General features: G+C 42.6%; 27 protein-coding genes. 18 read left to right on the top strand and 9 right to left on the bottom strand.

From position 1 onward, the window contains the following. Nucleotides 1–54: 54 nt before the first annotated feature. From B3R63_RS10235 to B3R63_RS10245, 3 genes are all read right to left on the bottom strand, one after another. Nucleotides 55–546 carry a DUF934 domain-containing protein gene (locus B3R63_RS10235; RefSeq protein WP_005024839.1) on the bottom strand — a complete coding sequence of 164 codons (492 nt, stop codon included), beginning with the start codon at nucleotides 544–546 and terminating at the stop codon, nucleotides 55–57. After that, nucleotides 539–2,182, bottom strand: a complete 1,644-nt coding sequence (locus tag B3R63_RS10240; RefSeq protein WP_005024837.1) for a nitrite/sulfite reductase — start codon at nucleotides 2,180–2,182, stop codon at nucleotides 539–541. Before B3R63_RS10240 ends, B3R63_RS10235 begins: the two co-directional genes overlap by 8 nt. Before the next feature lie 149 nt (nucleotides 2,183–2,331). Continuing rightward, nucleotides 2,332–3,465, bottom strand: a complete 1,134-nt coding sequence (locus tag B3R63_RS10245; protein ID WP_151838905.1) for a CaiB/BaiF CoA transferase family protein — start codon at nucleotides 3,463–3,465, stop codon at nucleotides 2,332–2,334. Between the two features lie 205 nt (nucleotides 3,466–3,670). Here B3R63_RS10245 and B3R63_RS10250 point away from each other — a divergent pair, with 205 nt between their 5' ends. The 5 genes from B3R63_RS10250 to B3R63_RS10270 all read left to right on the top strand — a co-directional run bounded on the left by B3R63_RS10250 (nucleotide 3,671) and on the right by B3R63_RS10270 (nucleotide 9,647). Beyond that, nucleotides 3,671–4,681 (top strand): AraC family transcriptional regulator, encoded by a 1,011-nt coding sequence (locus B3R63_RS10250; protein ID WP_005016061.1) that lies wholly within the window; start codon nucleotides 3,671–3,673, stop codon nucleotides 4,679–4,681. Nucleotides 4,682–4,869: 188 nt separating this feature from the next. Beyond that, complete coding sequence (locus B3R63_RS10255; protein ID WP_151838904.1) at nucleotides 4,870–6,075, top strand: acetyl-CoA C-acetyltransferase; 1,206 nt, start codon at nucleotides 4,870–4,872, stop codon at nucleotides 6,073–6,075. A gap of 10 nt (nucleotides 6,076–6,085) precedes the next feature. Beyond that, nucleotides 6,086–8,224 carry a 3-hydroxyacyl-CoA dehydrogenase NAD-binding domain-containing protein gene (locus B3R63_RS10260; RefSeq protein ID WP_151838903.1) on the top strand — a complete coding sequence of 713 codons (2,139 nt, stop codon included), beginning with the start codon at nucleotides 6,086–6,088 and terminating at the stop codon, nucleotides 8,222–8,224. A gap of 207 nt (nucleotides 8,225–8,431) precedes the next feature. Next, nucleotides 8,432–8,758, top strand: coding sequence for a hypothetical protein (locus B3R63_RS10265; protein ID WP_151838902.1), 327 nt, complete (start codon nucleotides 8,432–8,434; stop codon nucleotides 8,756–8,758). A gap of 19 nt (nucleotides 8,759–8,777) precedes the next feature. Then, on the top strand, nucleotides 8,778–9,647 hold the full coding sequence (locus B3R63_RS10270) for a patatin-like phospholipase family protein (RefSeq protein ID WP_151838901.1): 870 nt from the start codon (nucleotides 8,778–8,780) through the stop codon (nucleotides 9,645–9,647). Between the two features lie 93 nt (nucleotides 9,648–9,740). On the opposite strand, the gene B3R63_RS10275 is transcribed toward B3R63_RS10270, so the two are convergent. Next, nucleotides 9,741–10,961 carry a class I SAM-dependent methyltransferase gene (locus tag B3R63_RS10275; RefSeq protein WP_151838900.1) on the bottom strand — a complete coding sequence of 407 codons (1,221 nt, stop codon included), beginning with the start codon at nucleotides 10,959–10,961 and terminating at the stop codon, nucleotides 9,741–9,743. 102 nt (nucleotides 10,962–11,063) lie between these two features. Between B3R63_RS10275 and trhA the strand changes: the two genes are divergently transcribed. Both trhA and B3R63_RS10285 read left to right on the top strand, forming a co-directional pair. Beyond that, nucleotides 11,064–11,705 carry a PAQR family membrane homeostasis protein TrhA gene (gene trhA, locus B3R63_RS10280; protein WP_075040888.1) on the top strand — a complete coding sequence of 214 codons (642 nt, stop codon included), beginning with the start codon at nucleotides 11,064–11,066 and terminating at the stop codon, nucleotides 11,703–11,705. Between the two features lie 139 nt (nucleotides 11,706–11,844). Continuing rightward, a complete protein-coding gene (locus B3R63_RS10285; protein WP_034683950.1) occupies nucleotides 11,845–13,158 on the top strand; it encodes an MFS transporter in 1,314 nt (437 codons plus the stop codon). A 68-nt stretch (nucleotides 13,159–13,226) separates the two neighbouring features. Here the strand turns inward: B3R63_RS10285 and B3R63_RS10290 are convergent, their stop codons facing one another. Next, a complete protein-coding gene (locus B3R63_RS10290; protein WP_026444223.1) occupies nucleotides 13,227–14,237 on the bottom strand; it encodes a metallophosphoesterase in 1,011 nt (336 codons plus the stop codon). A gap of 136 nt (nucleotides 14,238–14,373) precedes the next feature. Here B3R63_RS10290 and B3R63_RS10295 point away from each other — a divergent pair, with 136 nt between their 5' ends. Continuing rightward, nucleotides 14,374–15,972, top strand: coding sequence for a phospholipase D family protein (locus B3R63_RS10295; RefSeq protein ID WP_171496770.1), 1,599 nt, complete (start codon nucleotides 14,374–14,376; stop codon nucleotides 15,970–15,972). A gap of 67 nt (nucleotides 15,973–16,039) precedes the next feature. On the opposite strand, the gene B3R63_RS10300 is transcribed toward B3R63_RS10295, so the two are convergent. After that, nucleotides 16,040–16,852: a lysophospholipid acyltransferase family protein gene (locus tag B3R63_RS10300; RefSeq protein WP_005404334.1), complete on the bottom strand. Its 813-nt coding sequence runs from the start codon at nucleotides 16,850–16,852 to the stop codon at nucleotides 16,040–16,042. A gap of 177 nt (nucleotides 16,853–17,029) precedes the next feature. Here B3R63_RS10300 and B3R63_RS10305 point away from each other — a divergent pair, with 177 nt between their 5' ends. From B3R63_RS10305 to B3R63_RS10325, 5 genes are all read left to right on the top strand, one after another. Next, entirely contained in the window at nucleotides 17,030–17,170 is a 141-nt protein-coding gene (locus B3R63_RS10305) for a hypothetical protein (protein WP_158695751.1), read from the top strand. Between the two features lie 89 nt (nucleotides 17,171–17,259). Then, complete coding sequence (gene hflX / locus B3R63_RS10310) at nucleotides 17,260–18,600, top strand: ribosome rescue GTPase HflX (protein ID WP_005024810.1); 1,341 nt, start codon at nucleotides 17,260–17,262, stop codon at nucleotides 18,598–18,600. A gap of 38 nt (nucleotides 18,601–18,638) precedes the next feature. Continuing rightward, a complete protein-coding gene (locus B3R63_RS10315) occupies nucleotides 18,639–19,010 on the top strand; it encodes a hypothetical protein (RefSeq protein WP_005016094.1) in 372 nt (123 codons plus the stop codon). Between the two features lie 12 nt (nucleotides 19,011–19,022). After that, complete coding sequence (locus B3R63_RS10320; RefSeq protein ID WP_005024806.1) at nucleotides 19,023–19,691, top strand: LrgB family protein; 669 nt, start codon at nucleotides 19,023–19,025, stop codon at nucleotides 19,689–19,691. A gap of 95 nt (nucleotides 19,692–19,786) precedes the next feature. Then, complete coding sequence (locus B3R63_RS10325) at nucleotides 19,787–20,233, top strand: DUF2147 domain-containing protein (RefSeq protein ID WP_005404335.1); 447 nt, start codon at nucleotides 19,787–19,789, stop codon at nucleotides 20,231–20,233. 114 nt (nucleotides 20,234–20,347) lie between these two features. On the opposite strand, the gene B3R63_RS10330 is transcribed toward B3R63_RS10325, so the two are convergent. From B3R63_RS10330 to pdxA, 3 genes are read right to left on the bottom strand one after another with little or no spacing between them, the layout of a single operon-like run. Further along, the gene (locus B3R63_RS10330) at nucleotides 20,348–21,190 is read right to left on the bottom strand and encodes a symmetrical bis(5'-nucleosyl)-tetraphosphatase (protein ID WP_286730931.1); all 843 of its coding nucleotides are present in this window, start codon (nucleotides 21,188–21,190) and stop codon (nucleotides 20,348–20,350) included. Between the two features lie 3 nt (nucleotides 21,191–21,193). Then, nucleotides 21,194–22,006 carry a 16S rRNA (adenine(1518)-N(6)/adenine(1519)-N(6))-dimethyltransferase RsmA gene (gene rsmA / locus B3R63_RS10335; RefSeq protein ID WP_005016100.1) on the bottom strand — a complete coding sequence of 271 codons (813 nt, stop codon included), beginning with the start codon at nucleotides 22,004–22,006 and terminating at the stop codon, nucleotides 21,194–21,196. A gap of 20 nt (nucleotides 22,007–22,026) precedes the next feature. Next, a complete protein-coding gene (gene pdxA, locus B3R63_RS10340; protein WP_151838897.1) occupies nucleotides 22,027–22,992 on the bottom strand; it encodes a 4-hydroxythreonine-4-phosphate dehydrogenase PdxA in 966 nt (321 codons plus the stop codon). Between the two features lie 553 nt (nucleotides 22,993–23,545). Here pdxA and rplM point away from each other — a divergent pair. The 5 genes from rplM (at nucleotide 23,546) to B3R63_RS10365 (ending at nucleotide 26,498) form a co-directional block, all read left to right on the top strand. Then, a complete protein-coding gene (gene rplM, locus B3R63_RS10345) occupies nucleotides 23,546–23,974 on the top strand; it encodes a 50S ribosomal protein L13 (RefSeq protein ID WP_005016108.1) in 429 nt (142 codons plus the stop codon). A gap of 12 nt (nucleotides 23,975–23,986) precedes the next feature. After that, nucleotides 23,987–24,373, top strand: coding sequence for a 30S ribosomal protein S9 (rpsI, locus tag B3R63_RS10350; RefSeq protein WP_005016111.1), 387 nt, complete (start codon nucleotides 23,987–23,989; stop codon nucleotides 24,371–24,373). A 336-nt stretch (nucleotides 24,374–24,709) separates the two neighbouring features. Then, a complete protein-coding gene (locus B3R63_RS10355; RefSeq protein ID WP_151838895.1) occupies nucleotides 24,710–25,363 on the top strand; it encodes a glutathione S-transferase N-terminal domain-containing protein in 654 nt (217 codons plus the stop codon). 9 nt (nucleotides 25,364–25,372) lie between these two features. Continuing rightward, nucleotides 25,373–25,801 (top strand): ClpXP protease specificity-enhancing factor, encoded by a 429-nt coding sequence (locus tag B3R63_RS10360; protein WP_005016118.1) that lies wholly within the window; start codon nucleotides 25,373–25,375, stop codon nucleotides 25,799–25,801. Between the two features lie 19 nt (nucleotides 25,802–25,820). Beyond that, the gene (locus B3R63_RS10365) at nucleotides 25,821–26,498 is read left to right on the top strand and encodes a hypothetical protein (RefSeq protein ID WP_151838894.1); all 678 of its coding nucleotides are present in this window, start codon (nucleotides 25,821–25,823) and stop codon (nucleotides 26,496–26,498) included. Nucleotides 26,499–26,798: the final 300 nt, after the last annotated feature.

A 26,798-nucleotide genomic window follows, 5' to 3' on the forward strand; every position in this document is an offset into this window, starting at 1 on the left:
ACTAGATGTTAAAAACCGGGTATATAGCCCGGTTTTTATTTACATTTTTTGAAATTAACGGAAAAGACCCGTCTGATAATTGGCCTGTCCTACACCCGTCGAGGCCTGATAAGGATGAGTAAAGTCTTGCAGACCAGCCGCAGCTTCCTCAACATCTTTACCTTCCTTAACTACGAAACTGTCAAAGCCGGAACGTTTCATATAGTTCAAAACGTCCTTAAAAATATCACCTACTGCACGTAGTTCACCCTGAAAGCCCTGACGACGCAGTAAAGCTGCAAAGGAATAACCACGGCCATCATTAAAACCGGCAAACTCAATAAAGATGGCATCCAGTGCATCTAACGGAAACTGGTGATCTTCTGGTGAGTCATTGACTGTCAAATAAAGTGCCTTTTTACCTTGTACTTGTGCCAGCTGCTCCAGCTGTGCTGTAGTCAGTAGGACATCTCCCGTAGGTAACTGACCATCTTCACCAATCAGCTGATAGGTATTATCCGCAATCGTGCCATCTTTATAAAGTACAGGTAATGCTGTATTAAGCATATGCACGCTCCTTAAAGGTCTGAATTCCTACGCGGCGGTAAGTATCAATGAATTTTTCATTGTCTGTACGCAAATCCAGATATGTATTTAAGATTTCTTCAATAATATCTGGTACCACTTCAGCTGCAAATGAAGGCCCGAGAATATCGCCAATAGAAGCGTCATGGTCAGCATTACCACCGAGTGTAATCTGGTAAAACTCAGCGCCTTTTTTGTCTACCCCTAAAATACCGATGTTACCGACATGGTGATGACCACAGGCATTCATACAGCCTGAAATATTCAGATCAAGCTGACCCAGATTATATAGCGTATCCAGGTCTTCAAAACGGCGGGTAATCGCCTCAGCAATCGGAATAGACTTGGCATTTGCCAGTGAACAGAAATCTCCGCCCGGACAGCAGATAATATCTGTCAGGAATCCGATATGTGCACGTGCCAGGTTCTGTGCATCAAGAGTCTGCCATAATTCAAACAGGTCTCTTTGCGGCACATCGACCAGCGCAATATTCTGCTCGTGCGTAGTACGCAGTTCACCAAATGTATAACGGTCTGCCAGGTCAGCAATCAGATTCATCTCTTCCGTAGTCATATCACCAGGCGCCACACCAGCACGCTTGAGCGAAATGGTTACAATACGGTAACCCTGCACTTTATGAGCATGGGTATTGATATTAAACCAGTGCTTGAATTTAGGATGAGCTTCAAACAGTTCAGTAAAGTCTTCATCAGCCAGATTCTGGTAATCAAATGGTGTGAATTCTTCATCCAGCTTTTTAAGAACTTCTGGCTGAATTTTCAGACTTTCACGAGTATGTGCAAATTCGGCTTCGACTTTCTCTGCAAATACTTGTGGTGTCAGGGCTTTAACCAGAATCTTGATCCGTGCTTTATATTTATTGTCACGGCGTCCATGCAGGTTATAGACACGTAATACTGCTTCCAGATACGCAATCAAATCTTCACGTGGCAGGAATTCACGGATTACACTGCCAATGATAGGAGTACGGCCCAGACCGCCACCTACCATAATTTTATAACCCAGCTCGCCCTGTGCATTACGTACAATATAAACACCAATATCGTGAAACGCAGTCGCAGCGCGGTCAACTTCTGCAAGTGCTGAAACAGCAATCTTGAATTTACGTGGCAGGAAAGCAAATTCCGGGTGAAATGTACTCCACTGGCGGATCAGCTCGCAAGTTGGTCGCGGATCAGCAATCTCGCCTGCAACCACACCGGCATACTGGTCAGTCGTCGTATTACGGATACAGTTACCCGAAGTCTGGATTGCATGCATCTGTACTGTTGCCAGTTCAGCCAGAATATCAGGCACATCTTCAAGTGCCGGCCAGTTCAGCTGGATATTCTGACGGGTAGAAACATGTGCATAACCACGGTCATATTTTTTTGAAATTTCAGCAATTTTTCTTAACTGCTTGGAATTCATCAGGCCATAAGGTACCGCCATACGCAGCATGGGTGCGTAACGTTGTACATATAGACCATTCTGGAGGCGCAGTGGACGGTATTCATCCTCGGTAAGTTTACCGGCTAAATAACGTTCTGTTTGATCACGGAACTGTGCAACGCGTTCATTGACCAGCTGTTGATCGAAATCAGTATATAAATACATGGCGTACGGCTAGATTCATTATAACGGCTGATAGCATAACGAGCTTTGGTTCATCAACAAAATGCGTTTTTTACATATTTAATAGCGGTTTTATTGATAAAGAGCCAAAACACGATGATCAGCTGTTATTCTACCTGTTCCTGTGCAATTTACTGAGACGATTCAGGCCAGTTTCCCTCTCCTAGGCTCTGACCGCTAAATGTATAGCGTGCTTGTGATCGGGAGAACTTGATAGGACAAGCCAGCTGCGGTTCGGTTTTTTTCAGGTCTGCTGCTACAGGCACTTGAACAATCCATTTACGGGCTTGTGCTAAAGGAGAATTTAGGGCTTCATCCAGCCTCAGCACCGGTTCGACACAAATATCCAGTGCTGCAAAAGTATTACTCCACTCTGCCCAGGTTCTCGTTAAGATTTTAGCTTGAATAGCCTGTTTGACTTGTTTTCGGTCATCACTATCAAAAGAAGCACCTTTTTCTAGCAGAACAGGAAGATCCAAGACTTGGGCCAGACCTTGCATAAACTGCGGTTCCAGACTGCCGACAGATAGATAACGGCCATCTTTAGTCTGGTAATAGTCATAATATGTCCCGCCATTTAAGTGTTCCTGTTCTGGCATCTGCGGAGTTTGCCCGGCCAGAGCAGCGGAAGCAGCCATACTGTTTAAAGTCGCTATACAGTCTGTCATGGAAATATCAATATATTGTCCGAGACCACTTTGCTGACGCTCGATCACTGCGGTGAGAATACCGATGACTGCATGGAGTGAGCCTCCTGCAATATCTGCCACCTGAATGCCCAGAGGAGGTGGACCATTTTTTTCCCGTCCGCTATGGCCCGCGATACCAGCAAGAGCAAGGTAGTTAATATCATGTCCAGCCCGGTCCCTATAAGGACCATCTTGACCATAGCCAGTGATTGAACAATAAATCAGTCGCGGATTAAGTTCGGCCAGTACAGCATAGTCTAAGCCTAAACGTTTCATTACGCCTGGCCGGAACTGCTCCACTACAATATCGAATTCACTTATTTTTTGCCTGATCAGTTCGATACTGGTCTTATCTTTCAAATCCAGAGTTACTGATTGTTTATTCCGGTTTAAATAACTGTGTGCAGTTGCCTGTCCATTAGCATAAGGCGGTAAAAGCCTGATCAAGTCGGGTCGGGTTGCAGACTCGATATGAATAACTTCAGCACCAAGATCGGCCAGATACAAACTGGCAAAAGGTCCAGGCAATAAAGTCGAGAAATCCAGTACCTTCAGTCCATTTAAGGGGGTAGTCATTATTGTTTTATCCAGATAAGGTTTCATTTCATCTTAAAAAGATAAAATCGGGTAAACAATGTCATGTTCAGCCATTTACCTTGATCATTTCGGCAATTTATCATGTAAAAATGGTAGTCTACCTATTGTAAATTGCCAATTAAATAATTTTTAGCGTCATTTAGGTCAACCACACGTGAACATAAAAGAGACTGAAGGATTTAACATGAGCCGCGATACGATCAGTATCCATTTCGTCAATGCGGCTCTGACTGGTGTAAAACGCCTCGGCATGGATGTAGAAACCTTACTTTCACATGTCGGTATCGAGGCCGAACTGCTACGCCAGCCGAAAGCTCGTATCTCGCCTGAACAGTACACCCGTTTCATTAAAATGCTATGGATGGTCACTCAGGATGAACACGTCGGTTTTGACGTACAGCCACGTCGGCTCGGCACCTTTGCCATTATGTGCCAGCTGATTATACATGCCAAAACTCTCGGTGATGCACTAGAACTTTCTTCACAGTTTTATAAGCTGTTTGGTGATGAATGGTCAGTTACGCTAGAGCGTGACAAGCATGAAGCACGGTTGGTGCCATTAATTCCTAAAAGTATGGACCCGGACCACTTTATTACTGAAAGTATGCTGATGATCTGGCATGGTCTGGCTTCTTGGCTGATCGGACGCCGCATACCGCTAGAACGGGTACATTTTGGTTATGCCCGCCCTGCCCATGCAGATGAATATGATGCGCTATTTTTTGCGCCGGTCATGCAGTTTGATGCACCACGTACTGAAGTAACTTTCGCTGCCGACTATCTGGACCTGCCCATCCGTCAGAATGATGAGTCACTGGAAGAGTTCCTGAAAACTGCGCCAGCACAACTGCTGGTGAAATTCAAAAATGTAAATTCTCTTACATCGCGTATTCGTGATGTGTTAAAGAGCCAGATTGGCGAAGAGATGCCAACCTTAAACGATGTTGCTTCCATGCTTTATCTGTCACCGCAGACCCTGCGCCGCCGTCTGGCTGCAGAAGGTAAAAGTTATCAGGGAGTTAAAGATGCCTTACGCCGCGATGCTGCCATTCACCTGCTGCTTAATCCGGAATTAACCTTGGAAGATGTTGCACAGCAGGTCGGTTTTAGTGAAACCAGCACCTTCCACCGCGCTTTCAAGAAATGGACTGGTGTCACCCCGGGTCTGTACCGCCAATTACATGGTTATCATTAAGTCTTAACTCAATTTCCGAGTTTTCCTCCGCCCAGGTGTAAACACTTGGGCTTTTTTATAATTATTTATATTCAGTATTGGCAAAAACCAACATTTAGCCTGATTCGTTCTCGTCATTGCACTCTGTTTGCTTTGCAGTACACTCAAAAATTAGAAAAACCAGTCATTCAATATAAAAAGGAAAAATTATGAGCGAGGCTTATATTATTGATGCCATTCGCACCCCGCGAGGAAAAGGGAAAAAAGACGGCTCACTTTATGAAGTTAAACCGATCAGTCTGCTCACCGGATTACTCAACGAATTACAGCATCGTCATCAGCTTGATACTTCTAAAGTTGATGATATTGTTTTGGGCTGTGTAACGCCTGTAGGTGACCAAGGGGCAGATATTGCCAAAACCGCAGCTGTCGCGGCGGGCTGGAATGATGACGTTGCCGGTGTACAAATTAACCGCTTCTGTGCTTCAGGCCTTGAAGCGGTCAATATGGCGGCAATGAAGGTTCGCTCTGGCTGGGAGGATCTGGTGGTGGCAGGTGGTGTCGAGTCTATGTCACGTGTACCGATGGGCTCAGATGGTGGACCTTGGGCACTTGACCCGGAAACCAATTTACACAGTGGTTTTGTGCCACAGGGTATCGGAGCTGACCTGATTGCTACACTGGACGGTTATACCCGTGAAGACGTAGACCACTTTGCGCTACATTCACAGCAGAAAGCTACACAAGCACAGGCCAGTGGTTATTTCAAAAAGTCTGTAATACCGGTTAAGGACAAAGCAGGTGTTGTCATTCTGGCAGAAGATGAATTTATCAAGCCGAATACCACGGCTGAAGGGCTAGCCAAACTTAATCCGAGCTTTGAAATGATGGGCCAAATGGGCTTTGATGCAGTAGCCCTACAAAAATATCCGGAAGCACAAAAGATTCATCATGTACATCATGCCGGAAACTCTTCTGGTATCGTTGATGGCGCTGCACTGGTACTGATTGCCTCTGATAAAGCAGTGAAAGAACAGAATCTGAAACCTAGAGCTAAAATCTTGTCGACTGCTCTGGTTGGCACCGATCCGACGATCATGCTAACCGGGCCAGCACCTGCTGCACGTAAAGCACTAAAAAAGGCTGGACTGAGTATTGATGATATTGACCTGTTTGAAGTCAATGAAGCTTTTGCAGCAGTGGTCATGCGCTTTATTCATGAACTCAAGGTTGACCCAGCCAAAGTAAATGTCAATGGCGGTGCAATTGCAATGGGACATCCGCTAGGTGCAACTGGCGCCATGATTCTTGGGACCTTACTGGATGAACTGGAGCGTCAGGATAAAAAACGTGGCCTGGCGACTTTATGTGTCGGCGGCGGCATGGGAATTGCTACTATTATCGAGCGCGTATAAGGAGAATAACATGAGCGCAATTCAATACGAAAAGAATACAGACCAGATTGTAGTGCTGACCCTAGATTCCAGCGGCCAGTCAGCTAACACCATGAATGCCGAGTTCCGTGAATCGCTAGATAAAGTTGTTCAGCAGCTCAGAGCTGAAACTGAAGTAAAAGGTATTATTTTCCGTTCAGCCAAAAAAACATTCTTTGCCGGTGGAGATCTTGACGAGCTGGTGACTACCACACCGGCACAGGCAACTGAATTTTTTCATATGGTACAAAAACTCAAAGCAGATTTACGCTATATCGAAACTATGGGTATTCCAGTGGTTGCCTGTTTAAATGGTACAGCTTTAGGTGGTGGCTGGGAGCTGGCACTTGGCTGCCATTACCGTATCGCTTTAAAAGACTCTAAAACCAAATTCGGCTTACCTGAAGTGACCTTGAGTTTGTTACCGGGAGGTGGAGGTATTGTCCGGATGATCCGACTGCTGGGCATTCAAACTGCCCTGCCTTATTTAATTGAAGGAAAACAGTTTGGTGTAGAAAAAGCTTTATCACTGGGTCTAATTCATGATACGGCAGATCATGAAGAAGAACTATTACAAAAGGCCTTTGACTGGATTCAGGCTCATCCGCAGTCACAGCAGCCTTTCGATGTTAAAGGCTTCAAGATTCCGGGCGGAGATCCAAAACACCCTGCGGTTGCCCAAATGCTGGCGATTGCTCCAGCCATACTGACTGATAAAACGAAAGGCTGCTACCCTGCCCCTGAAGCGATTCTGGCAGCAGCTGTTGAAGGTGCACAAGTCGACTTTGATACTGCACTTACGATTGAATCACGCGCTTTTACATATCTGGCCACCGGACAGGTGTCTAAAAATATGATCGGAACGTTCTGGCATGGTTTAAATGCCATCAAGTCAGGGGCTAGCCGTCCGGCAGGATATGAAAAGTGGCAGGCTAAAAAGGTAGCTGTTTTAGGCGCTGGCATGATGGGAGCAGGAATCGCCTATGCAATTGCAATTAAAGGAATTTCAGTAATACTCAAAGATGTATCTATAGAAAATGCTGAAAAGGGTAAAGCCTACAGCCAGAAACTGCTTGATAAAAAAGTCAGTCAAGGCCGTATGAGTGCTGAAAAACGTGACCAGATTTTACAGCTGATCCATCCTACAGCTGATATGAGCACCCTGGAAGGTTGTGATCTGGTGATAGAAGCTGTATTTGAAAATCAACAGCTTAAAGCACAGGTTACTCAGCAAGCAGAAGTTTATTTAAATGAAACGGGTGTGATGGCATCAAACACCTCCACCCTGCCCATTTCTGATCTGGCACAGGCCAGTCGTAATGCTGCGCAGTTTATTGGTCTGCATTTTTTTAGTCCGGTCGACAAAATGCAACTGGTCGAAATTATTAAGGGACAGCAGACCTCGGCAGCCACACTGGCTAAAGCCTATGACTTTGTGCAGCAGATTGGTAAAACTCCTATTGTGGTCAATGACAGTCGTGGTTTCTTTACCAGTCGGGTGTTTGGCAAGTTTGTACAGGAAGGTCTGCGCATGCTGGCTGAAGGAATCCATCCGGCACGTATAGAAATGGCAGCGCTTAAGGCAGGTATGCCCGTCGGTCCGCTCGCAATTCAGGATGAAGTTTCACTGACTTTAAGCGAGCATGTCGCAAAAGAAACCTGTAAAGCATTACAGGCCATAGGTCAAGATTTACCCCTGACACCGGCTGATGAAGTGATTCAAACTATGATTCATGAATTTGACCGTAAGGGTAAAGCCGCAGGTCAGGGTTTTTATGAATATCCGGCACAAGGTAAAAAATATTTATGGAAAGGCTTGAGCCGCTGGAATAAAAATAAGGAAGTACCAGAGCAGGAGCTGATTGAACGCTTTCTTTTTGTTCAGGCTCTAGATACATTACGCTGTTTAGAGGAAGGTGTGCTGGAATCTGTAGTCGATGCCAATGTAGGCTCTATCTTTGGCATCGGTTATGCACCATGGACCGGTGGTGCCATACAGTACCTGAACCAGTACGGATTGGAACGCGCCTTGGCTCGTGCTGAACAGCTGGCTGCAGAATATGGCGAGCGTTTTGCTCCACCACAGCGATTAAGACAACATGCACAATCTGGACTACCAATTGCTGCTTAATGATCAGAACAAAAAGACGCGATTGCGCGTCTTTTTTGTTTCTCATGTAGACATTTCATATTTAACCATTTTTAGCTTTTATATTTTAAACAAAAAATTCTTTTTTCATTTTCAGTATATTAGAAATCCCCAGTCTATTTCTTGACAGTTTTATGCTATAACTATACCCAGTTTAGTCAGTATTTTTTCTTACTTTGGATATTTATTATGGTAGATCATTCTTCTCCTGAGCATTCTCCATGGGGCTGGAAAGCACTGATTGTTGCCGTGATTCTAGGCTGTTTCTTTATGGGCTTTTTTTATCTGGCTGTAACCAATGAGCCAGACTATATGCCAAGTCAGCAGCAAAAAAATACTCAGCAGCATGCCTTTAAAAATGCACCGGTCATGTCACCTGAAGCCATGCAGGCAGCACAGGCTAACCAGCAAAAGGCTAATGCAACTCAGCAGCCGGATCAGCCCTCTACTGAAACCTCAACCGCTCCGGGCGAACATATTGAACATAGCCACGGTGATCAGGAACATTCTCATTAAACTGATGAATTAAAAGCATATGACAGATTTAACACGTAATGCACTTGTAGTAGAGGGCGGCGGTATGCGCGGCTCTTTCACCTGTGGTGTGCTCGATGCTTTCTTAAAACATGATTTTAATCCTTTCAGTTTATTTATCGGGGTTTCTTCTGGCTCAACCAATGTAGCCAACTATCTTGCAGGCCAGATAGGAAGGAATATTGATATTTATCTGGATCATTCCCTGCGCCGTGAGTTCATCCATTATGGTCGTTTTCTTAAAGGGGGTGATCTGCTAGACATGCAGTGGATGTGGGATGTTGTTGAACAGGAATCACCTTTGGATCAGAATGCACTGTTCAGGCAAAATCCAGATTTTTATATGGTTCTGACTCATGCGATTCATGGCCATGCTGAATATGTACGTGCCAGTCAGGAGAACATTTTCGACGGATTACGTGCGTCTAGTTCCATTCCGGTACTGACCCGTCAACCCGTCCTGGTAAATGGTGAACCTTACTTCGATGGTGGCGTAGCAGATGCCCTGCCAATACAGTGGGCAGCAGCCCAGCCTGATGTTACGAAACTAATGGTGATTCGTACCCGGCCAAAAAACTATTTTAAAGCCAGCAGTAAGGGTGACCAGTTTCTGGCAAAATATGTAGTTAAAAAGAATCAAGGATTTGCCTTAAGTTTGCAAGAACGCTGTGAACGCTACAATCAGTCGGTAAAGTTCATTCGACAGGCTCAAACTGCACCGGTGACACAAAAGATTCTGGAAATCTGCCCACCAGATGACAAACGGCTTGCTAACCGGCTCTGCAAGGATAAACGAAAACTGCAATATACCTATGAAGTGGGATTAGATGTGGGTCTGCAGGCTATTGAGGCGTGGAAAGCCTTGAGATAGTCCAAGGCTTTTATAATATTTTCAGTTTTGCGCTATTTCATTCTGGTTTACAGTGCACTAGTGCTTAGTTAAAGACTGAACAGATTTTTCAGGTTAACATTTGCAGCCAATATCCTGTTGATCCCATTGATCATTTAACAACAGTTCCAGAGAATGCTTGCGGATACCATACATCTCCTTTAAAGCCCTGATCTGTTCCAGTACAGACTGGTCAGGCTGCTTGAAGTTCTTGCGCTTGGTCGCGAGTATCATTTTGTTCTTACTGGTATGTTCTAAAGATATAAATTCAAAGACTTTGGTATCATAGCCATAAGCTTTGAGTAATAAGGCACGGATAGTATCTGTCAGCATCTCGGCCTGTTGTCCGGCATGAATCCCAAATTGTAGCATTGGCTGGAGAACCTCAGGACTTTCTAGCTGAGGGCGTAATTCTTTATGACAGCATGGTGCACACATAATCATGGATGCATTTAAACGGATACCGGTATGAATGGCAAAATCGGTTGCCACATCGCAGGCATGCAGGGCGATCATGACATCAAGATGCTCAGGATGATAGGTCCGCACATCCCCTTCAAAAAAATCAAGATGTTCAAATCCAGATTTCTGTGCGATTTCCTGACAGAAACTGACCAGATTAGGCCGCAGTTCTACTCCGGTAATTAAAGGCAATTTCTGTTTCTGCTCTTGCAGATAGTCATATAGAGCAAAGGTTAAATAGCCCTTGCCTGAACCAAAATCAACAATTCGTACTTTATCTTGTGTAGTAATCTGTTCAAAAGCACCTGAGAAAATTTCAATAAACTTATTAATCTGTTTCCATTTACGCGCCATGCTCGGAATAATCTGGGCCTTTTCATCGGTAATTCCTAAATATTTTAAAAATAGGTGATCTTGTGCAACATAACGCTGCTTTTCCCGGTCATGACTAATAAGCGGTGTATCTTTGCTGATTATGTCTTTTCTTTTTGTACGGGTAAGCATGACCTTTTTCTTGTTTTTCTTCAGCTGTAGTTCATGAGATGCAATCAGCAGGTTAGCCTGTTTACAGTCATGAAGCAGAGATGTAATGTGCAGCACCGCCTCTTCTAGAGTATAGTTTTTTGTGACATCTTGAGTCTGATAATGATACAGCCCAGAGAGTTTTACTTGATTTTGTAGCTCAACCAGACGGAAAGTAATCTTTTGCAGCCCCTCAAGCTTACCTTGATATTGACTTAATATCAGACGTTCAAAATGATTTAAATCAAGGGATTGCTGAAATTCTTTTAAAAATTGCTGTTCCTGTTCAGAAAAGCTTTCAGGAGATGTCATGGAAAGAATCCTGGATAAATTAGTAATAATTTTAAATGTTCTTACCTGAAAAGCAAAACTGTATTAATATACACTTGTACTTTTAAATATATTGGTTGGTTTATGACTTCTCCACTTGCGGAATCTTATCATCCAAGAGAAGAACAGTTTAATGCATATAGCCATGCAGTCGGTGCAGTACTTGCCGTGATCGCCGGTGTCCTGATGGTCATAAAAGGCAGTGATCTCCCGACTGGTCAGTGGATTGGATTATGGATATATGCAGGCAGCATGGTATTACTGTTCACCAGTTCAACGTTATATCACTTTTCCAGAACCGAGCAGCGCAGATTCTGGTACAAGAAACTGGACCACACAGCCATTTATTATCTCATTGCAGGTACTTATACGCCTTTTTTAAGTATTGCATTGCCTACCACTAAAGCACATAACCTGCTTATTGCCTTATGGGTCATTGCTGGTATTGGTACAATATTTAAATTAATTTTTATTCACCGTTTTCAAAAGATTTCCCTGCTGGCCTATCTGTTGATGGGTTGGATGGCGTTGCTAGTTATGGATGACATGCGGCAGTACCTGTCAAAACAGACCTTAACCCTTTTAATTGCAGGCGGTTTGGCTTATACGATTGGTGCATTGTTTTATGCCTTAAAAAGAGTAAGATATACTCATGCTATCTGGCATATTTTTGTATTGTTAGGCGCAGGATTACACTTCCTGGCGATCTATCTTTACGTAATCTAATTCATTTGTACTCACTTTTCAGTGACCCTGAACGAGATTAATGGATTAATTTTCGTTGTTTTTTTAAGAAATTACGCCTTTTTTAAAAAGATTACGCTTTTAAAACTAATATTTATTTTTACGAAGTGTAAGGTTACCCATGGCGTCATCAACTACTACAGCTGCTACCACCGAAGTAGCGACTAACTCTAAGGCTCGTGTTTTATTCGCGAGCCTCGTCGGCACGACGATTGAATTTTTTGATTTTTATATTTATGCGACTGCCGCAGTGATTGTTTTCCCTCACCTGTTTTTTCCGGCAGGAAGCGGTAGCGCGGCAGTACTCCAGTCTTTAGCGACTTTTGCTATTGCGTTTATTGCCCGCCCAATTGGTGCAGCACTATTTGGCCATCTCGGTGACCGGATTGGCCGTAAGGCAACACTGGTAGCTGCCCTTCTGACGATGGGTATCTCCACAGTCTGTATTGGTTTATTACCTACCTATGCACAGATTGGTATTATAGCTCCGTTATTATTGGCACTTTGCCGTCTGGGCCAAGGTTTGGGGCTGGGGGGTGAATGGAGTGGTGCAGTATTGCTGGCTACTGAAAATGCACCAGAAGGCAAGCGTGCCTGGTATGGCATGTTTCCTCAGCTTGGTGCTCCAATTGGCTTTATTCTGGCGACTGGCTCATTTCTGCTCCTAGGCGCTCTGATGTCTGAAGAAGCATTTTTGCAATGGGGTTGGCGTATTCCTTTTATTGCAAGTGCGGCACTGGTTATTGTAGGTCTGTATATCCGACTGAAATTACATGAAACCCCTGCTTTTCAGAAGGTGCTTGATAAACAGAAAGAAGTTAATATTCCATTTAAAGAAGTGTTTACCAAGCACTTTTCAATGCTGGTTTTAGGTACTGTGGCTGCGATCTGTACCTTTGTTGTCTTTTATCTAACCACCGTATTTGCATTGAACTGGGCCACAACACAGTTAGGTTATTCACGGGGTGAGTTTCTTGAACTGCAACTGATTGCAACTTTATGTTTTGCTGCTTTTATTCCACTCTCTGCAGTATTTGCAGAAAAGTTTGGCCGTAAAGCTACTTCTATTGGGGTATGTATAGCGGCTGCCTTATTTGGTCTGGTATTTTCTTCCATGCTGGAATCAGGTAGTACCTTGGTCGTATTCCTGTTCTTATGTACCGGCCTTGCAATTATGGGAATGACTTATGGGCCAATTGGTACGGTTTTATCTGAGCTGTTCCCGACTTCAGTACGGTATACCGGTTCTGCTTTAACATTTAACCTCGCAGGTATTTTCGGTGCATCATTTGCACCGCTGATTGCGACTAAACTGGCTGAAAATTATGGTCTGGCAGCAGTTGGTTATTATCTCTCAGCCGCTTCTATTCTTTCACTGATTGCGTTTATGCTAATCCGTGAAACTAAAAATGAAGATGTAAATAACCAGATCTAAGCTGAAGCAGTTATAAAAAAGACGGGAGAAGCCCGTCTTTTTTATATCAGGTGATGAATCTGCCTGCATCAAATTAATTCAATAATATCAATAGTTGGCGGTACACGAAAACGAAAAGGTACCCCAACCATTCCAGTCCCTACCGTTACAAATACATCTGCATGTTCGTGCTTGTACAAACCGCGTTTATGCCCCAGTATCGAGACTTTCTTCATAATATAGTTGGTTACCCAAGGCAATTCGACCTGTCCACCATGAGTATGGCCTGAAAGCATGAGGGGACGTGTCGGTAAAGCAGGTACCATATCTACTGTATCCGGATTATGCGACAAAATTAACCAAGGCTTGTCTTGAGGTAACTCTGGAAGTAAGCGCATGTCTGTTTTACCTGCCCACAAGTCACCTACTCCAATCAGTCGGAATTCATCAAATTCAACAATCTTCCCCTCAATGTCGATGACATTGTTACTCTCTAATGCGTGTCGTAATAATTCCTGAATAGGCGGTCCCGGATACTGTTCGTCATGATTGCCGGTCACCGAATATACGGGTGCCTTAATCTCACGCAACATCTCAAGTTCTTTTGCCAGCTGGTTTTCAGGTTCATATGTCCAGTCTCCGGCAACCACAACAATATCAGGATTTTCCTGATTAATTTTATTTACAATAATCTTAAGCTGGCGTTCATGTCCGGAAAATAAACCTATATGCAAGTCAGCAACCAGAGCAACCTTAACCGGTTTTTGGAAAGGTTTTTCAGGATTTAAAGAGAACTGGTGCCGATGTACATGCACTAAATGAGGCTCAATAAAACGTGCATAGATCAGCACACTGCTGAGAAGAAAGACAAATACAGCTTCATGGATATTGAAATAACCACTCCAGCCTGCATACAGGCTAAAAAAGAATAAGGGAAAAAGCAGATAAGAAAGATAGAAAGCCAATAGATGCACAAAAGCTTTAAAAGGATGAATCGTTTCGGTACGCGACTGGCTGATCCAGGCTTGAGAGACTGCCCAAAGCGCAATGAGTCCAAAGCTCAGATAAAAGTAAAATACTAGGGATGTCAGTTTCAGCATACTCTATCTCTGATCCATATCGCCCCGAATGGGCTATATATTTATATTTTGTTACGACCCAATTATACTCTAGCTCAGTTCTGTACTCGTAAGCATATTGCTACGGTTTCTTCTGTCCTATCGGTCACTCTTATTTATGCGTTTACGATCTTTGAAATCTTCGTCTGGCGCTGTGCTATTAGCGAGCTGCAGTTTACTGCTCACTGTTCCGGCTTGTACCACGCTACCTCGACAAATGCCTCAGGTTCCTCAGTACGCCCATGATATTGATGCAAGCCAAACCAGCCTTTCGCAGATCGTTACACCACTACGTGAACAGAATCCGGGCCTGACTGGTTACCATGTGCTATATGATCCACTTGAAGCATTGGCAGCACGTCTACGTCTCATCGATAAAGCTGAAAAATCTTTAGACTTGCAATACTACATCTGGGACAACGACCGGATTGGTGCACTGGCTCTGCATGCCCTGATTCGTGCTGCAGACCGCGGTGTTAAAGTCAGGCTCCTGATAGATGATAACAATGCCAAGAACATGGAAGGAATTTATTTAGCGTTATCACAACATAAAAACATTGAAATTAAACTATTTAATCCGTATCGCTTCCGGAAATACCGTGCCATGGACATGGTGTTTGACCTAAAACGCATCAACCGGCGTATGCATAATAAAAGTTTTATTGCTGACCACCAAATTGCCCTGATCGGTGGACGTAACATGAGCAACCAGTACTATAACGTTAGTGAAACCTATCAGTTCTCAGATGTTGATGTCATGCTGGTGGGGTCAGCAGTTGATGATATTGTGCATTCCTTTGATAACTACTGGAATGATGATTATGCCTATCCGGTTAAGGAAATTGTCAGTGCACAGCGGCATCATTTACGCTATGAAAGCTTAAAACGTCAGCTCGACATCCATAATCAGGAAGTGAGTGTACAAAACTATCTGGATCTGACGAACCGTTCTAAAGCATTTGATGAATGGCTTTATCATAAAATTGGTTTTGACTGGGTAAAAGCGGAGGTCGTTAAAGATCCACCTGAAAAAATTAAAGCAAAAGCAAAAAAGGAAGGTTTACTCAATTTTCAGTTATTAAAATATCTGGATAAACCAGAACAGAGTGTTGATCTGATCTCGGCCTATTTCGTTCCTGAAAAGCAAGGTGCGAAAATGCTAAGCCAGCTAGCAGAAGACGGTATTAAAGTTCGGGTACTTACTAACTCTTATGCAGCAAATGACGTCGCCGTTGTACACGCATTTTATGCCAAGTACCGTCAACAGTTGCTCGAAAATGGTGTACAGCTTTATGAGTTTCTACCTGCTGTCACGGATGAAGAACTAAATGAAGTGAATCAGGAGATTTCAAAAAAAGCCAAAGTCAGCATGAAAGGACTCAGCCGCTCCAGCCTGCATGCCAAAATGATGGCACTAGATGAAAAACAAGTATTTATTGGTTCTTTTAATTTTGATCCCCGTTCAGCCTATTTAAACTCTGAAATTGGAGTCATTCTTAACAGTCCTCAACTGGCGAACGCTGTGCATAAAACTATGGATGAAAATCTTAAAAAATATGCATATAAACTGGTTTTAGATGCCAACAATAAACTGACCTGGGAATTCCAGTCACAAGAGCCAGGTGGAAAGATCTATCATAAAGAGCCACGAATGAAATGGTGGGAACGTGCCGGCATTAAGGCCCTGTCTTGGTTACCTCTAGAAGGCTTTATGTAAAGTATTCAGAACAGAAAATAAAAAGCTCAGACGACCGAGCTTTTTATTTTTAAATTAGCTATTCAATTTAAGATATAGCAGTAGTTTTTAAAACATTCTGATGTAGTTCGGCCAGACCGTTGACCATAGCCTGCTGGACTTCAGCAGTTAAGCTCTCAAGCGTATGGCCTTCTACTGAAATAGCGGGTAAAGCCATCAGATGGGCTGTAACAGGTGGCATTTCAAGTACACGGCGCACATGTTCAGCAAAAGTCAGATCATCGATAAACGGAACAATCGTATCTAACTTTCCCTGCTGGTTAACATAACAGATCAGCGCAATCTGTACCGGTTTGTGTGCAGCCAGTGCAGCGCCCAGCAAACGTCCATATACCCGCTTGATATAACTGCCATCAGATGTAGTGGCCTCAGGAAAAAATAGAACCGGAATATCCTGTTTCAAAAAATCGGTAAGCTGCTCACGAATTCTGGTTGAATCACCAGAACCCCGTTTAATAAATAACGTACCGCCTGCTTTAGCCAGTTTACCCAGCACTGGCCACTGTTCAATTTCGGCCTTGGCCAAGAAAAATACCCGTGCTGCTGAACCAATTACTGCGATATCCAACCATGAAATATGATTACTGACCCAAAGTGCTGGCTGGCGAGGAATAGTGCCATGAATCCGCACCTCGACATTAAATACCTCGCCAAGACGGCGACAGAAATACTGTACATAACGGGTATTTTCTACTTTATTAGGATGCTTATATAACCTGTGACGATAAACCAGATAAAAGCCCTCTATGATAAGTGCTATACCCGTGACGATTTTTTTACTGTAAAGCCAGATTTTAGAAAGCCCGGAGACCGGCACAGGCTGAGTGGAAAGCTGAGACATAGAGTTATCACTAAAACTGATCATATTTTAACAATTTCAATTGCAGCTCCATTCTATACTTTTAAAGCACTCCTTGCATTGATGATAAAAACCGAACATAAGGATAAAAAAATTCAATTTTAATTATTTTATCCAATCAAATATTATATATTCATCGGATTAATAAATAGAGGTAAGGTGATGAAAGTATCTAACCAGCAGCAGCCCCCTGTAGAACATATTGAAATGTTTTCTACCTTAAAAACTATTTTAGGCTGGTCAATTCTGTATGCCGGTGGAATGATCTTAACAGCTCAGGCCTTTTCCAGCATGATCTAAAGCTTGTTACCGAATTTAATTAATTAAGCTCGCGTAGGATACAGCTTTTATTTAAAATGAAGTTTTAATGCTAGAGAGTCTACAGATTAGTGGAATATTTTGAGCGACATCAAGGTGGTGAACGAGCAATCCTGGTCAGTGTTTCGGTCCAGTTATTGGAAGATATCGATACCGAAGAGTTTCGCCTTTTAGCTCAATCAGCAGGCGCTGAAATCCTACACCATGTAACTGCACAACGTATTAAGCCAGACCCAAAACTTTTTATTGGTTCAGGTAAAGCAGAAGAAATTGCTGAACTGGTCAAGACTGAAGAGATTGATCTGGTTATTTTTGACCATTCCCTGTCTCCTGCACAGGAACGTAACCTCGAACGAGTCATGCAGTGCCGTGTCATTGACCGGACTGGCCTTATCCTGGATATTTTTGCACAGCGTGCTCGGACTCATGAAGGTAAACTGCAGGTTGAGCTGGCACAACTTGAACATTTGTCTACCCGTCTGGTGCGTGGCTGGACTCACCTAGAACGACAAAAAGGCGGGATCGGCTTGCGTGGTCCGGGGGAATCACAGCTAGAAACAGACCGTCGCTTACTGCGGATCCGTATGGGCCAGCTAAAAGACAAACTTGAAAAAGTACGCCAGACCCGCATGCAAGGTCGTGCTGCACGTCAGAAAGCTGCTATTCCAACTGTTTCACTAGTGGGTTATACCAATGCCGGTAAGTCTACCCTGTTTAATATATTGGCAAATACTGAAGTCTATGCGGCTAACCAGCTCTTTGCCACATTAGATCCAACCTTACGGCGACTGGAATGGGATGGTATTGGCAGTCTGGTACTGGCTGATACGGTAGGGTTTGTACGTAACCTGCCCCACTCTCTGGTAGAGTCATTTAAGGCTACGCTCGAAGAAACACTGGAAGCGACTTTGTTGCTGCATGTGATTGATAGCAGCACCCCTGATATGATGGAACAGATTGATGCCGTAGAGTCAGTGCTTAAAGAAATTGGAGCTGATGTACCTGTACTGCGCGTATACAATAAGATCGATGTAAGTGGTGAAGCAGCCAAAATTATCTATGCCAAACCGCACATGCCGGAACGGGTGTATGTATCGGCACATTCAGGCCAGGGACTTGAACTGCTACGTCAGGCTGTTCAGGAATGTCTCATGGGCCAACTCCAACAATTTGAACTGGTCCTCAAGCCTGCTTATGGCAAGCTACGTACACAGCTTTATGCTCTGAATGTGATCCAATCAGAAGCCTATGATGATGAAGGTCAACTTCATCTGACTGTGAATATGGCCCCCCACAAACTCGAGCAACTGATCAAGCAAGCTCATTTACCCATTGATGAAATACTTGGTCAGAACTCTCAACAGTTCAAACGGCCACTGGAAGAGTTTGAAATCAGGGACCAGATAGGTTAAAACGTGATAAATAACGTTTTAAAAAAGCTGAATAAGACATGGACCGAATTAAAAATATAGACTGGGCCGCTTGGGCAGGTACGCTTGCCCTGATTGTTATCTTCCGTGAAGCTGCTGTTTGGGTCATGTCAATCTGGAATCATCCTGAACTGGGTAATCTGACTGGACTGATCAGCCTGCTGATTATCCTGTTGATCTGGCGTAGATTTAAAAAATTGCCACACCGTCTGGTGGATACCAATAATAAGATCATGAAAGAAAGCGCTTTTGCCTTTTTACCCATCTGTGCCGGCTCACTTATGATGCTGATACATATGGGTAAAGATATTCCGTTATTTCTGGTAGTGCTGGTGATCAGTACCCTGTTCCCGTTATGGGTTTATGCAAAAATGGCAAAACGCTGGTTATAAGGAATAAAAACGATGCTCATGATTATTTTTGGCTTTTTGCTGACTACAGTCAGCTACTTCTGTGCAAAATATTTGAATCAACGATTTCCTCAGGTTCCCCTACTGGTTTTTGGTATGTTTATTGTGGTCGGACTGCTAGCCTTGCTTCAGCAGCCTTATGAAGATTACATGCAGAATGTCAATCCAATTTTTAATCGACTGCTGGGTTATGTAACTGTTGCTTTAGCTGTCCCGCTGGCGGCCATGCGTTATGACGATCTTCCCTTAAAATCAATGGTCGGCATTCTGGTCTTTGCCAGTGTTAGTGCGGTTGCATTACCCATGACTCTTGCTTATTTATTGCACATGTCTGAATCCACTGTTTTAGCTTTTGCAACCCGGGCAGTCACAACACCAATTGCACTGAACATTGCTACCTTGTTACATGCACCTTTAACTCTCGTCACCCTGATTGTAATTCTATCTGGTGTGATTGGGGCTGCTTTTTCACCTTTGCTCTTGAGACACATTAATGATGAACGGGCATCTGGCCTTGCACTGGGGCTAGCAGCACATGCAATTGGTACAGCTCAAGCTTGGCAACGTGGACAGGTTGCCGGTCGTTATGCAGCATTTGGAATGGCTGTCAATGGTGTATTTACCGCAATCTGGCTTCCAACATTCTTGCTTTATTTACAATAAATGTGACCTGGTAATCATAAATAAAGATTGAAGAGTTTAAAGTTTAACCTTACTATAACATTTGTGATCATTTTCATACAAAAAGGATTTGAATGATGCAGAAAATTAAGTTTGCCAGCGCCATCATTTTTTCCGCATTGTCGAGTGCAGCCTTTGCACAGGATATTTCGGGGACCTGGAAAAATATTGACGATAAAACTGGCTCATCTAAAGCATTGATTGAGATCAGGCAGGAAGCCAATGGTTCATTTACTGGGCGTATTATCAAAGTTACACCACGTCCAGGTTATACACCTAAAGAAACATGTGTAAATTGTCCAGCGCCTTATACCAATAAACCAATTCTTGGTATGGATGTATTAACTGGTCTAAAACATACTGAAGGTGAAAACTATACGGGCGGCCGTATTATCGATCCTTTAAGTGGAAAAATTTACAGTATGAAAGCCAAACTGAGTTCGAATGGTAAACGTCTTCAGTTACGTGGTTATGTTGGCGTTTCTGCTTTGGGGCGTAATCAGACCTGGATTCGTCAGGACTAATTTAATCTATAAAATCTTTTCATTAAAAAACCACTCATACCGAGTGGTTTTTTATAGATTATTTCTAACAATTTCTTCTAGCATATTGCTCATCAAGAAACCAGAATAAGCCTCTTATTCAAAGCAGGGATTATCGACTTTAAATAATTGCTGATCTTCCAGACGAAATGCAACCAGCTGATTTCCCCAGACACAGCCTCCATCAACATTCTGGATATTCGTACTGACAGTCTTAGCCTGTAAGGCTGCCCAATGACCAAATACAACCTGATGTGTTTCTGCGGCTTTAGAATCAAATTCAAACCAGGGCTGAAAGCCTGCCGGCATTGGGTCATCTAAAGAATCCTTGAAGCTGAACTCAAGACGGCCTTCCGCATTGCTAAGGCGCATCCGGGTCAAATAATTGGTAATACAGCGTAAACGCGCATTACCCTGCAATTTATCTGACCATGTGTCTGGTTCTGTGCCGTACATCGCGCTTAAAAAGTCATCCAATACTGTAAAATCTTCATGAGCCAGTATAGCCTCCACCTCATGGGCCAAGCAGGCAGTCTGTTCTGCGGTCCAGATACAAGGCACGCCGGCATGGGTTAGTATTGTTTTCTCGTCAGGAAATAGACACAGGGGTTGTTTTCGTAACCAGTCAATCAGCTCGTCACTATCTATAGCATCAATCACTTCCTGAGTTTTATCTTTAGGTTTGGTTTCTTTCAAACCACGGGCACAGGTCAAAAGATTCAGATCATGATTTCCCAGAACTGTAGCTGCTGCCCCATTCTCAACCAGTTTTTTGACAAAGCGCAATGCACCCAGTGAGTTTTCACCACGTGCGACAATGTCACCAGCAAACCAGATAAAATCTTGGCTAGCATCAAACTGAATATGCTTGAGTAATGCTTTTAAAGCCTCAAAACAGCCCTGTATGTCTCCGATAATATAGTTATAGCGTTTTGCCATATCTTAGTTCACCATATTGTCAGAAAGAGCAACAAATTCGGCAAGTGTCAATGTTTCCGGACGCGCCATCGGGTTAACCCCGGCTTTTTCAAAACCATTTTCTGCCAGCATTCCTTTTAAGCTGTTACGCAGAGTTTTACGACGCTGGGTAAAAACATGCGAAACTAAACGTGCCAAAGCCTTTTCATTCTGGGCTACGATCGGTTTGTCTTTGTAGGGTTCCAGACGAAATACTGCAGATGTCACTTTTGGTGGTGGATTAAATGAACCGGGTGGCACTTCAAACAAATAGGTCGGCTTGCAATAATACTGAATCATCACTGACAGACGCCCATATTCTTTAGTATTTGGCTCAGCGGTAATTCTATCTACAACTTCTTTTTGCAGCATAAAATGCATATCTTTGACTTTATCGCCGAACTCCAGGAGATGGAACAATAATGGCGTAGAAATATTGTAAGGCAGATTGCCTACTGCACGTAATGGCTGACCTTCTTTAAAAAGCTGACTGAAATCATATTTTAATGCATCGGATTCTATAATGGTCAAACGCTCAGGATAAGGTACCCGTCCAGGCAAACCTGCTGCAAGATCACGGTCCAGTTCCACCACGGTCAGTGCTTCACACTCGGCAATAAGAGGTGCAGTTAACGCAGCCAGTCCAGGGCCAATTTCTACAATATTATCACCCGGCTGAGGATTGACTGAACGTACAATTTTTTCAATTACCCGTTGATCATGCAGGAAGTTTTGGCCAAAGCGTTTTCGCGCCTTATGCCCTTCATCTTTAGGGTTTAGGGCATTAATATGATACATAGAACGATTTCCAACAAAAATTAGTGAGCTAACTCAAGCGCCAGGTCAACCGCAACCTGCAGACTTGAACTTTTTGCCCGACCAGTTCCGGCAAGCGATAATGCAGTGCCGTGATCAACTGAAGTACGAATAAACGGTAAACCCAATGTAATATTAATGGCTTCACCAAAACCTTGAGATTTTAGCACAGGTAGTCCTTGGTCGTGATACATGGCCAAAACAGCATCAGCATCTTTTAGGTTTTCTGGCGTAAATAATGTATCAGCGGGCAGGCTCAGACTCATATTAATATCTTGTGCACGGTAATGTTCTAATACCGGGTTAATTACTTCAATTTCTTCACGGCCCAGATAACCATTTTCACCTGCATGCGGATTTAGACCACAAACCAAAATCTTCGGTTGCTCAATCTTAAATTTAGTTTTTAAATCATGAAGCAAAATATTGATCACCTGATGCAGGCGTTCTTCTGTAATGGCATCGGGAACAGCACGCAAGGGCAAATGAGTAGTGACCAGTGCCACTCTTAAGGTTTTGGTTGCCAGCATCATCACTACACGCTCTACCCCGGCAAACTCCTGATAGTACTCAGTGTGGCCACTAAAGTTTATTCCAGCTTCATTGATTACAGATTTTTGTACAGGTGCAGTCGCTACCCCCGCGCTTTTTCCTGTCATGGCATAAGCCGCCGAGCGCTGTAACTGCTCAAGTACGTATGCTGAATTTTGGGGATTTAACTCACCATTTTTACAAGGTACTTTTAGAGGAACATGTTCGACATATAATTCACCGGGAACACAAGCTTGCTGCTGTCCTGTATAGTCTATCAGTTTAAGGCTATAGCCCAGCTGTTCCGCACGGTCGAGTAACAATGTGCGGTCAGCCAGAATAACAATCGGCCGTCGATCCATACGTTCTGCCAAACTGAGACAAATATCTGGACCAATTCCTGCCGGCTCACCACTGGTCACATATAAAGGCAGCATACTTAACGACTCCTGAGTTTTAAGGATGATTAACTTCAGACCTAATCATCTTTAATTTATATTGTACAGCTGAGAGCATTGTATAGGGTCTTAAATTGTATGTAGCAGCGTTATGCTTATTAAAATAAAGAAGCTTCCAGATAAAAGATTCTATAGCTTCATCAATTTTATTTAAAACTCTATAGATATAGAGAATACCAGCAGTAAAATTAATATTTAAAATATTAGGGCTCGTCATATAGTGCTAATACAGACTATAAACTGACTAGCCCTTTTTGAATCCCTTCATTCTTTATGAAGTACAAGCACTTCACACAAATTTAGTGCCGTATTTTTAAAAAGGCCTACCTTTCTTTAACTAAGATATCTTTATACAAATTTGCTTTAGAAGGATCCAGTAAACAACCTTCTCTTTTTATAATTTAAAGCGTAACATTAGAAGCCTAATACTCGATTTTTTTATTGTGGTTCTCCTGATTATCGGGTAGAATTCGGTCTCCTTTTTGTTTGGACAGCTTCTTTGTCCAAACCAACTATAATAGGTAGTGGTTGAATGAAAACTCTCAGCGCGAAGCCAGCTGAAGTACAACACGACTGGTACGTTGTTGATGCTTCTGGCAAAACTCTTGGTCGTCTAGCGACTGAAATCGCTCGTCGTTTACGCGGTAAACACAAGACTTCTTATACTCCTCACGTTGACACTGGTGATTACATCGTTGTGATTAACGCTGAGCAAGTTCAAGTAACTGGTAACAAGGCACTTGACAAGAAATACTATCGCCACACTGAATTCCCAGGCGGTTTAAAAGAGACTAACTTTGAAAAGTTAATCGCTCACAAACCTGAAGCAGTTCTAGAAAAAGCTGTTAAAGGTATGTTGCCAAAAGGTCCTCTTGGTTATGCAATGATCAAGAAGATGAAAGTGTACGCTGGTAGCGAGCATCCACACGCTGCTCAACAGCCACAAGTTTTGGATATCTAAGGGATACAGCACATGGCTACTAACTATGGCACAGGTCGCCGTAAGACCGCAACTGCACGTGTTTTCCTATCAGCTGGTACTGGTAAACTCGTGATCAACAACCGTTCTTTAGAGCAATATTTCGGTCGTGAAACTGCTCGTATGGTTGTACGTCAGCCTTTAGAGCTTCTTGAAGCTACTGAAAAATATGACCTTTACATCACTGTTAAAGGTGGTGGTATCGGTGGTCAAGCTGGTGCAATCCGTCACGGTATTACCCGCGCACTGATCGCTGCTGACGAAACACTAAAACCGTCTCTTCGTCAGGCTGGTTTCGTAACTCGTGATGCTCGTGAAGTTGAACGTAAGAAACTTGGTCTACGTAAAGCACGTAAACGTCCTCAGTTCTCTAAACGTTAATTCGTTTACCGAATCGGTCAAAGAAGCTCTGGTTTTTATCAGGGCTTTTTTATTGATTCATCCCTCTATTCTAAAGCAGACGATTAGGTTTTTATTGCTCATGAACATCCTTACCCCAGATTCCTTCATGACACCAGAATGACTTGTTTAAATAGTAATTAATTACCCCGATCATAATAAAAAATATTAATAGCATTAATTTAATCATCATTTTATCCCACTCCTGTCATTTTTCTTATAATCTATCCCGTCTTAATAGGATTAGTCCTTTATGGTTCGTGCTTTTTAGGTTGAATTTTAGTATCCTAATTTATCCACTTTGCTTCTTGCTGGTTTATGTCTTTGGAAAATACACCACTACAGGGTATTACGTTATATAGTCATGCAGATGACTTCCGCTCACACTGGATTCGCTTGGTACTGGCTGAAAAACAGATTAAATACCATCTGGTATTGGTTGATCATGAAGATGAAGACCTAGCCAGCCTGAATCCTTATAACCGCTTGCCAATGCTGGTTGAACAAGATCTTAAGCTCTTCAATACAGTCATTATTTCTGAATATATTGATGATCGCTATAGACAAAATAAGCTTTATGCGGATGCACCTATGCAGCGTGCAGAGCAGCGTCAATATATCTGGCGTCTTGAACAGGACTGGCTCAGACTTGCAGACATCCTGCTATGCCATAGCGACACATTGAGCCAGCTAGAACAAAAACAGGCACGGCAGGAGCTTAAAGATACCTTGGTTTCATTAACTCCGCTTTTTCAACATTTTCCCTATTTTATGTCTGAAAACTTTACAATATTAGATTGTATGCTGGCACCTATTTTTATACGGTTAAAATCTATGGGAATTGAACTGCCAAGACAGCATTGCCGGCCAATCCTGCTTTATTGTCAGCGTATTTTTAGCCGTCCTGCTTTTGTCAAATCGATGACCCAGCAAGAAAAAAACCGTTTTAATGAAATTCTAGTTAATCAATAGAGCTCGATTATGACTGAACAAGAACTTAACTTGTCCCCTACCCGTCCTTATCTGGCCCGGGCAATATATGAATGGATTTGTGATAACCAGCTAACACCACACTTGCTGGTCAATGCAACCCATCCTCAAGCGATGGTTCCAGAACAGTTTGTTCAAGACGGACAGATTGTGCTTAATATTGCACCTCATGCAGTACATCAATTTCATATGAGTAATGAGGCTATTACTTTCTCTGCACGTTTTTCCGGCGCATCTCGCGAACTCTATGTTCCTATTGAGGCAGTACTAGGCTTATATGCACGTGAAAATGGTCAGGGCTTATTTTTCGATCCAGCAGAATATCCAGATACCCAAACAGAAAAAGATACTTTAAAATCTGCTGAACAAGAAACAACTGATTCACCTAAGAAAAAACCGAGTTTGAGACTTTTAGATTAAAAAAATTAGGGAGTTCACCATGGCTTTTGATTTAGTCCAATATTTCGCTGAGCAAATACAAATTCAAAAGCCTCAGCTGCTTAAAAAATACCCAGCTGACCAAAGAAAAAAGTATATTTGTGAAATTAATACGCTTGCTTTAGCAAAGCTGATTACTTTATGGCGTTATGATGCCAATAAGGTTTATCAAGAAATTCGTACTCAAGATCAGCTGTATATACAGGAAATCGCCCGGCATTTAACCACCTGCCCTAAGAATCAGTCCAATTTAAGTAAATCTGAGCTGGAAGATGCGATTACACAGGTATTATCAGTACAGTTCTCTGAAATTAAACAGTTAGATGATACGGGGAATTTCGGACCTTCAGGACTAAAAGAACTCTTACTAGGACAAATTGAACATTTATCCGGACAGGCAGACGACTGGGTTTGGGCAACAACTGAGCTAACTGATTTGATAGGTTCTAAACCAATTGAGCAAGAAGAGTTATCATTAGAAGAAACCATGAAGGAGTTTAATCAAATGGTAAATCAGCAAAATATTCAAGAGAGCCCTCATCAGGAGCCTGTACAGGCACTACAATCGACTGCAGAGTCTACTCCACTTGTGCCTGGATGGGCACGAGTCCTTGAGCCAATTGTAGCACTTGTGATTCTTTGGATTCTATTTAGTGCTTATCATAATCTGATGGGTTAACTAATATAAAACTTATAAGAACTAGGGCTGAACTGCCCTTTTTCTTTATCCCCACAGTTTTTTATTCGATTAATTTAAGAATAAATTGAATATATAAGAATAAAAAAGTTCTATTTTTTTATAAGGTTAAATAATTTTTTTTAATAGTTATCCCCTTAAAAGAAATTTAAATATTAAAATATTTATAGGCCAAAACAAGCTTCTTGAATATTCATTAAGTTTTATATTTTTTAACCCTTTTTTAGGATTTTTTTAAAATACAATAAATATTTTATTTTTTTTTTAAAAAAATTAAAAAAA

The organism is Acinetobacter sp. UBA1297 (assembly GCF_002307755.1).
Classification (GTDB): domain Bacteria; phylum Pseudomonadota; class Gammaproteobacteria; order Pseudomonadales; family Moraxellaceae; genus Acinetobacter; species Acinetobacter radioresistens.

Coding starts and splice junctions, on each gene's coding strand:
- B3R63_RS10235 (WP_005024839.1), bottom strand. CDS start 546: ATGCTTAATACAGCATTACCTGTACTTTATAAAGATGGCACGATTGCG.
- B3R63_RS10240 (WP_005024837.1), bottom strand. CDS start 2,182: ATGTATTTATATACTGATTTCGATCAACAGCTGGTCAATGAACGCGTT.
- B3R63_RS10245 (WP_151838905.1), bottom strand. CDS start 3,465: ATGACTACCCCCTTAAATGGACTGAAGGTACTGGATTTCTCGACTTTA.
- B3R63_RS10250 (WP_005016061.1), top strand. CDS start 3,671: ATGAGCCGCGATACGATCAGTATCCATTTCGTCAATGCGGCTCTGACT.
- B3R63_RS10255 (WP_151838904.1), top strand. CDS start 4,870: ATGAGCGAGGCTTATATTATTGATGCCATTCGCACCCCGCGAGGAAAA.
- B3R63_RS10260 (WP_151838903.1), top strand. CDS start 6,086: ATGAGCGCAATTCAATACGAAAAGAATACAGACCAGATTGTAGTGCTG.
- B3R63_RS10265 (WP_151838902.1), top strand. CDS start 8,432: ATGGTAGATCATTCTTCTCCTGAGCATTCTCCATGGGGCTGGAAAGCA.
- B3R63_RS10270 (WP_151838901.1), top strand. CDS start 8,778: ATGACAGATTTAACACGTAATGCACTTGTAGTAGAGGGCGGCGGTATG.
- B3R63_RS10275 (WP_151838900.1), bottom strand. CDS start 10,961: ATGACATCTCCTGAAAGCTTTTCTGAACAGGAACAGCAATTTTTAAAA.
- trhA (WP_075040888.1), top strand. CDS start 11,064: ATGACTTCTCCACTTGCGGAATCTTATCATCCAAGAGAAGAACAGTTT.
- B3R63_RS10285 (WP_034683950.1), top strand. CDS start 11,845: ATGGCGTCATCAACTACTACAGCTGCTACCACCGAAGTAGCGACTAAC.
- B3R63_RS10290 (WP_026444223.1), bottom strand. CDS start 14,237: ATGCTGAAACTGACATCCCTAGTATTTTACTTTTATCTGAGCTTTGGA.
- B3R63_RS10295 (WP_171496770.1), top strand. CDS start 14,374: ATGCGTTTACGATCTTTGAAATCTTCGTCTGGCGCTGTGCTATTAGCG.
- B3R63_RS10300 (WP_005404334.1), bottom strand. CDS start 16,852: ATGTCTCAGCTTTCCACTCAGCCTGTGCCGGTCTCCGGGCTTTCTAAA.
- B3R63_RS10315 (WP_005016094.1), top strand. CDS start 18,639: ATGGACCGAATTAAAAATATAGACTGGGCCGCTTGGGCAGGTACGCTT.
- B3R63_RS10320 (WP_005024806.1), top strand. CDS start 19,023: ATGCTCATGATTATTTTTGGCTTTTTGCTGACTACAGTCAGCTACTTC.
- B3R63_RS10325 (WP_005404335.1), top strand. CDS start 19,787: ATGCAGAAAATTAAGTTTGCCAGCGCCATCATTTTTTCCGCATTGTCG.
- B3R63_RS10330 (WP_286730931.1), bottom strand. CDS start 21,190: ATGGCAAAACGCTATAACTATATTATCGGAGACATACAGGGCTGTTTT.
- rsmA (WP_005016100.1), bottom strand. CDS start 22,006: ATGTATCATATTAATGCCCTAAACCCTAAAGATGAAGGGCATAAGGCG.
- pdxA (WP_151838897.1), bottom strand. CDS start 22,992: ATGCTGCCTTTATATGTGACCAGTGGTGAGCCGGCAGGAATTGGTCCA.
- rplM (WP_005016108.1), top strand. CDS start 23,546: ATGAAAACTCTCAGCGCGAAGCCAGCTGAAGTACAACACGACTGGTAC.
- rpsI (WP_005016111.1), top strand. CDS start 23,987: ATGGCTACTAACTATGGCACAGGTCGCCGTAAGACCGCAACTGCACGT.
- B3R63_RS10355 (WP_151838895.1), top strand. CDS start 24,710: ATGTCTTTGGAAAATACACCACTACAGGGTATTACGTTATATAGTCAT.
- B3R63_RS10360 (WP_005016118.1), top strand. CDS start 25,373: ATGACTGAACAAGAACTTAACTTGTCCCCTACCCGTCCTTATCTGGCC.
- B3R63_RS10365 (WP_151838894.1), top strand. CDS start 25,821: ATGGCTTTTGATTTAGTCCAATATTTCGCTGAGCAAATACAAATTCAA.